At 71.4% G+C, this 5,736-nt stretch carries 4 protein-coding genes; all 4 read left to right on the plus strand.

Features of this window, described 5'->3' with window-relative positions:
• The first annotated feature begins 253 nt into the window (after positions 1–253).
• Positions 254–1,915, plus strand: a complete 1,662-nt coding sequence (gene argS / locus AOK09_RS26870) for an arginine--tRNA ligase (RefSeq protein WP_055589841.1) — start codon at positions 254–256, stop codon at positions 1,913–1,915.
• 161 nt (positions 1,916–2,076) lie between these two features.
• Positions 2,077–3,471 carry a diaminopimelate decarboxylase gene (gene lysA, locus AOK09_RS26875; protein WP_055589842.1) on the plus strand — a complete coding sequence of 465 codons (1,395 nt, stop codon included), beginning with the start codon at positions 2,077–2,079 and terminating at the stop codon, positions 3,469–3,471.
• 151 nt (positions 3,472–3,622) lie between these two features.
• On the plus strand, positions 3,623–4,915 hold the full coding sequence (locus tag AOK09_RS26880) for a homoserine dehydrogenase (protein ID WP_055589843.1): 1,293 nt from the start codon (positions 3,623–3,625) through the stop codon (positions 4,913–4,915).
• A 9-nt stretch (positions 4,916–4,924) separates the two neighbouring features.
• The coding region (gene thrC, locus AOK09_RS26885; protein ID WP_055589844.1) for a threonine synthase at positions 4,925–5,736 on the plus strand (812 nt) is incomplete at its 3' end.

Below are 5,736 nucleotides of genomic sequence, written 5' to 3' on the forward strand. Positions count from 1 at the left end.
GGTGTGCGCCTGGGGCTGAGCCGACCCGGCCGGATGTTCCGCTCTCCGCGAACGGACTAGGGGCGTCCCGGCGGGCCCTCGGGGCTCCGGGGGTGCGCCCCGGGTGGGTGCGAAGCGGCTTCAAAATCGGGCGGATCAGGCGGACCGCCGGGAAATCGTGACGGACCCGGCAGACCGGGCGCGGGCGGCGCGCCCCGTCTCACCCCTGAAACCCGATGGCGGTCCACACCCCCCTCTCGCCTAGGCTTGCACCGTGACACCCGCAGAGCTTTCCCAGGCAGTGCTGTCCGCGGTTCGCGCCGTCGTAGAGGCAGGCGAGCTGACCGTCGCCGTGCCCGAGCAGGTGACCGTCGAGCGGCCCAAGAACAAGGACCACGGAGACTACGCCACCAATGTGGCGCTCCAGCTCGCCAAACCGGCCGGGAGGCCGCCGCGACAGGTGGCGGAGCTGCTCTCCGCCCGCCTCCAGGAGTTCCCGGGTGTCGCCAAGGTGGAGATCGCCGGCCCCGGGTTCCTCAACATCACGCTGGACGCGGCGAGCCAGGGCGCCCTGGCCCGCACCGTGGTGGAGGCGGGTGAGGCGTACGGCCGCAACGAGGCCCTCCGGGGGCTGCGGATCAACCTGGAGTTCGTCTCCGCCAACCCCACCGGCCCGATCCACATCGGCGGTGTCCGCTGGGCCGCCGTCGGCGACTCGCTGGGCCGGATCCTGCGGGCGACCGGCGCCGAGGTGACCACCGAGTACTACATCAACGACGCCGGAGTGCAGATCTCCAAGTTCGGCGCCTCCCTCCAGGCGGCGGCCAACGGCCGGCCCGTCCCGGAGGACGGCTATGTCGGCGCGTACATCGTCGACATCGCCAAGCAGATCGTGGACGGCCACCCCGGCGTGCTCGACCTGCCCGAGGCGGAGCAGCTGGAGGTCTTCCGCAGCGCCGGTCTGACGCTGATGGTGGACGAGATCAAGCGCTCCATGGAGGAGTTCGGCGTCCACTTCGACGTCTGGTTCTCCGAGAAGTCGCTCCATGACTCCGGCGCCGTGGGCCAGGCCATCGAGCGGCTGCGCGAGCAGGGTCACGTCTTCGACCGGGACGGCGCCATCTGGCTGCGCACCACCGACTTCGGCGACGACAAGGACCGGGTCCTGGTCAAGGCGGACGGCGACACCACCTACTTCGCCTCCGACGCCGCCTACTACCTCTCCAAGCGGGACCGCGGCAACGCGGTCAACGTCTACATGCTGGGGGCGGACCACCACGGCTACGTGGGCCGTCTCAAGGCGATCGCGGCCTGCGCCGGCGACGACCCCGAGCTGAACATCGAGGTCCTGATCGGCCAGTTCGTGAAGATGATCAGGGCTGGTGAGGAGGTCCGCATGTCCAAGCGGGCCGGCAACATCATCACCATCGACGACGTGGTCGACTGGATCGGTGTGGACGCCGCCCGCTACTCGCTGGCACGCTCCTCCACCGACTCCACGCTCACCCTCGACATCGACGTGCTCACCAGCACCTCCAACGAGAACCACGTCTACTACGTGCAGTACGCGCACTCCCGGATGTGCTCGGTCGCCCGCAACGCCGCCCAGCTGGGCATCGACAAGGGCGCGGCCGAGGACTTCCGGCCGGAGCTGCTGGACAGCCCCTGGGAGAACGCGCTGCTGGGCAAGCTGGGCGAGTTCCCCCAGGTGGTCGCCTCGGCGGCCGAGCTGCGCGAGCCCCACCGGGTGGCCCGCTACCTGGAGCAGCTGGCCGGCGAGTACCACCGCTTCTACGACAACTGCCGGATCCTGCCGCGCGGCGACGAGGAGGCCACCGACCTCACGCGCGCCCGCCTCTGGCTGGCCGACGCGACCCGTACGGTGATCGTCAACGGCCTTGGTCTGCTCGGCGTCTCGGCGCCGGAGCGCATGTGACCGCCGCAGGCGAACGCCGGCGATGACGGTGGAGGGGCGGCGGCGGTGATCTCACCCCGCCGCCCCTCTGCACAGGGAGACCATCCGGCGGCCGCAGCACGGTGTCCGCGGCCTAGACGTCAGAGTTCCGAGATGTCCGAGTCCAAGGAGAGACCAGCACCATGAGCCGCTCCGCCCACCCCGCGGGCCCCCGCCACGGCGATGTGCTGCCGGAGGGCCACTACGCAGCCCCGCCCGCCGACCTCAATGCGCTCGACTCCAAGGTGTGGGCGCGCACCGTCTCCCGCGGGCCGATGGGGGGCGCCGCCACCGTCGGCGGGGTCGATGTGCGGACCCTCGCGGAGGAGTTCGGCACGCCCGCCTACATCCTGGACGAGGACGACTTCCGGGCCCGCGCCCGCGCCTGGAAGGAGGCGTTCGGCGCGGACGCCGACGTCTTCTACGCGGGCAAGGCGTTCCTCTGCCGGGCGGTGGTCCGCTGGCTGCACGAGGAGGGCCTGGGCCTGGACGTGTGCAGCGGCGGGGAGCTGGCCGTGGCGCTCTCGGCGGGGATGCCCGTCGAGCGGATCGCCTTCCACGGCAACAACAAGTCCGCCCATGAGCTGGAGCAGGCGGTGGGAGCCGGTGTCGGCCACATCGTGGTGGACTCCTTCGAGGAGATCGCCCGGCTCGCCTTCATCGCGGACGAGCAGGGCGTGCGCCCCAAGGTGCTGGTCAGGGTGACGGTGGGGGTGGAGGCGCACACCCATGAGTTCATCGCCACGGCGCACGAGGACCAGAAGTTCGGCCTCTCCCTCAGCGGCGGCGCGGCGGCGGAGGCGGTCCGGAGGGTGCTCAAGCTGGACAGCCTGGAGCTGGTCGGCATCCACTCGCACATCGGCTCGCAGATCTTCGACACCGCGGGCTTCGAGGTGGCCGCCCGCCGGGTGGTGGGCCTGCTGAGCGACATCCGTGACGAGCACGGCGTGGAGCTGCCGGAGATCGACCTGGGCGGCGGCCTCGGCATCGCGTACACCAGTGACGACGACCCCAGCGAGCCCGCGGCGATCGCGGCGGCGCTCAAGGAGATCGTGCGCCGGGAGTGTGCGGCCGCCGGTCTGCGCGCCCCCCGGCTGTCGGTGGAGCCCGGCCGGGCCATCGCCGGCCCCACCACCTTCACCCTCTACGAGGTGGGCACCGTCAAGCCGCTGGAGGGCCTGCGGACCTATGTCAGCGTGGACGGCGGCATGTCGGACAACATCCGCACCGCGCTCTACGACGCCGAGTACTCGGTGGCGCTGGTCTCCCGCTCCTCGGAGGCCGAGCCGATGCTGAGCCGGGTGGTGGGCAAGCACTGCGAGTCCGGCGACATCGTGGTCAGGGACGCCTTCCTGCCCGCCGACCTGGCACCCGGCGACCTGATCGCGGTCCCCGCGACGGGTGCCTACTGCCGCTCGATGGCCAGCAACTACAACCACGCGCTGCGGCCCCCGGTGGTGGCGGTGCGGGACGGCCGGGCGAGGGCCGTACTGCGGCGGGAGACGGAAGAGGATCTTCTGCGGCTCGATATCGGTTGATGAAATCTTGGTCTCAGATCGTGGAACGGGCGGAGATCCGGTCCCGAACTCCATGAGACTGGGACGGGAGTGCGTCTCCCGGGCACCACGGGCAACACGACGGACAAGCACGACGGACAAGCACGACGACGGATGACGAGAGCGGAGTCGGATGATGCGTACGCGGCCGCTGAAGGTGGCGCTGCTGGGCTGTGGAGTGGTCGGCTCCGAGGTGGCGCGCATCATGACGACGCACGCCGCCGACCTCGCCGCGCGCATCGGCGCGCCGGTGGAGCTCGCCGGCGTGGCGGTGCGCCGGGCCGGCCGTCCGCGTCCCGGGGTACCCGAGCACCTGGTCACCACCGACGCCGCGGAGCTGGTCAAACGCGGTGACATCGATGTGGTGGTGGAGGTCATCGGCGGGATCGAGCCCGCCCGTGGACTGATCGTCTCAGCCTTCGAGCACGGCGCCTCGGTGGTCTCCGCCAACAAGGCCCTGCTGGCCCAGGACGGCGCGGCACTGCACGCCGCGGCCTCCGGTGCCGGGGTCGACCTCTACTACGAGGCCGCGGTGGCCGGCGCCATCCCGCTGATCCGCCCGCTGCGCGAGTCCCTGGCCGGCGACAAGGTCAACCGTGTGCTGGGGATCGTCAACGGCACCACCAACTTCATCCTCGACAAGATGGACTCCTCCGGCGCCGGCTACTCGGAGGCGCTGGAGGAGGCCACCGCGCTCGGCTACGCGGAGGCCGACCCCACCGCCGACGTGGAGGGGTTCGACGCCGCGGCCAAGGCCGCGATCCTGGCCGGGATCGCCTTCCACACCCGGGTCACCGCGGCCGAGGTCTACCGCGAGGGCATCACCGAGGTCACCGCCGCCGACATCCGCAGTGCCAAGGAGATGGGCTGTGTGGTGAAGCTGCTCGCCATCTGCGAGCGCGCCCGCGACGGCCGCTCCGTCACGGCCCGGGTCCACCCCGCGATGATCCCGCTGAGCCACCCGCTGGCCTCCGTCCGGGAGGCGTACAACGCGGTCTTCGTGGAGGCCGAGGCGGCCGGCCGGCTGATGTTCTACGGACCGGGTGCCGGCGGCTCGCCGACCGCCAGCGCCGTCCTGGGCGACCTGGTCGCGGTCTGCCGCAACAAGATCGCCGAGTCCACCGGGCCGGGTGAGTCGGCCTACGCCGAACTGCCGGCCCGGCCGATGGGCGATGTCGTCACCCGCTACCACGTCAGTCTGGACGTGGCCGACCGGGCCGGTGTGCTAGCCCAGGTCGCCACCGTCTTCGCCGAGCACGGTGTCTCCATCGACACCGTCCGCCAGCAGGGACGCGACGGTGACGCCTCGCTCGTGGTGGTCACCCACCGCGCCACCGACGCCGCCCTGTCGGCGACGGTCGACAAGCTCCGCGCGCTGGACAGCGTGCGCGATGTGGCCAGCATCATGCGGGTCGAAGGGGAGTAGGAGAGCAGCATGAACGCCGTCGTCGACAGCCCCCGGCGCCACACCCACCAGTGGCGGGGACTCATCGAGGAGTACCGGGACCGCCTGCCGGTCACCGATGCCACCCCGGTGGTCACCCTGCTCGAGGGCGGCACGCCGCTCGTCCCGGCGCCGCTCCTCTCCGAGCGGACCGGTTGCGATGTCTTCCTCAAGGTCGAGGGCGCCAACCCGACCGGGTCCTTCAAGGACCGCGGTATGACCATGGCCATCTCGCACGCCAAGGAGCAGGGCGCGCAGGCGGTCATCTGCGCCTCCACCGGCAACACCTCCGCCTCCGCGGCCGCCTACGCGGTGCGGGCGGGCATGGTGTGCGCGGTGCTGGTCCCGCAGGGCAAGATCGCGCTGGGCAAGATGGGGCAGGCGCTGGTGCACGGCGCCCGGATCCTCCAGGTCGACGGCAACTTCGACGACTGCCTCACCCTCGCCCGAGGCCTCTCCGAGAAGTACCCGGTGGCCCTGGTGAACTCGGTGAACCCGTCCCGGATCGAGGGCCAGAAGACCGCCTCGTTCGAGATCGTTGACGCGCTCGGCGACGCCCCGGACATCCATGTGCTGCCGGTGGGCAACGCGGGCAACATCACCGCCTACTGGCGCGGCTACCGCGAGTACGCCGCCGACGGACTCGCCACCCGCAGGCCGCGGATGTGGGGCTTCCAGGCGTCCGGCTCCGCGCCCATCGTGGACGGCGCCCCGGTGCTGAAGCCGCAGACCATCGCCACCGCGATCCGGATCGGCAACCCGGCGTCCTGGGAGCAGGCGCTGGCCGCCAGGGACGAGTCCGG

The sequence above is a fragment of the Peterkaempfera griseoplana genome (genome assembly GCF_001418575.1).
Lineage (GTDB): Bacteria > Actinomycetota > Actinomycetes > Streptomycetales > Streptomycetaceae > Peterkaempfera > Peterkaempfera griseoplana.

Bases quoted from the DNA above. Each gene is read 5' to 3' on its own strand.
- lysA (WP_055589842.1), top strand. From the start codon at position 2,077: ATGAGCCGCTCCGCCCACCCCGCGGGCCCCCGCCACGGCGATGTGCTG.
- AOK09_RS26880 (WP_055589843.1), top strand. From the start codon at position 3,623: ATGATGCGTACGCGGCCGCTGAAGGTGGCGCTGCTGGGCTGTGGAGTG.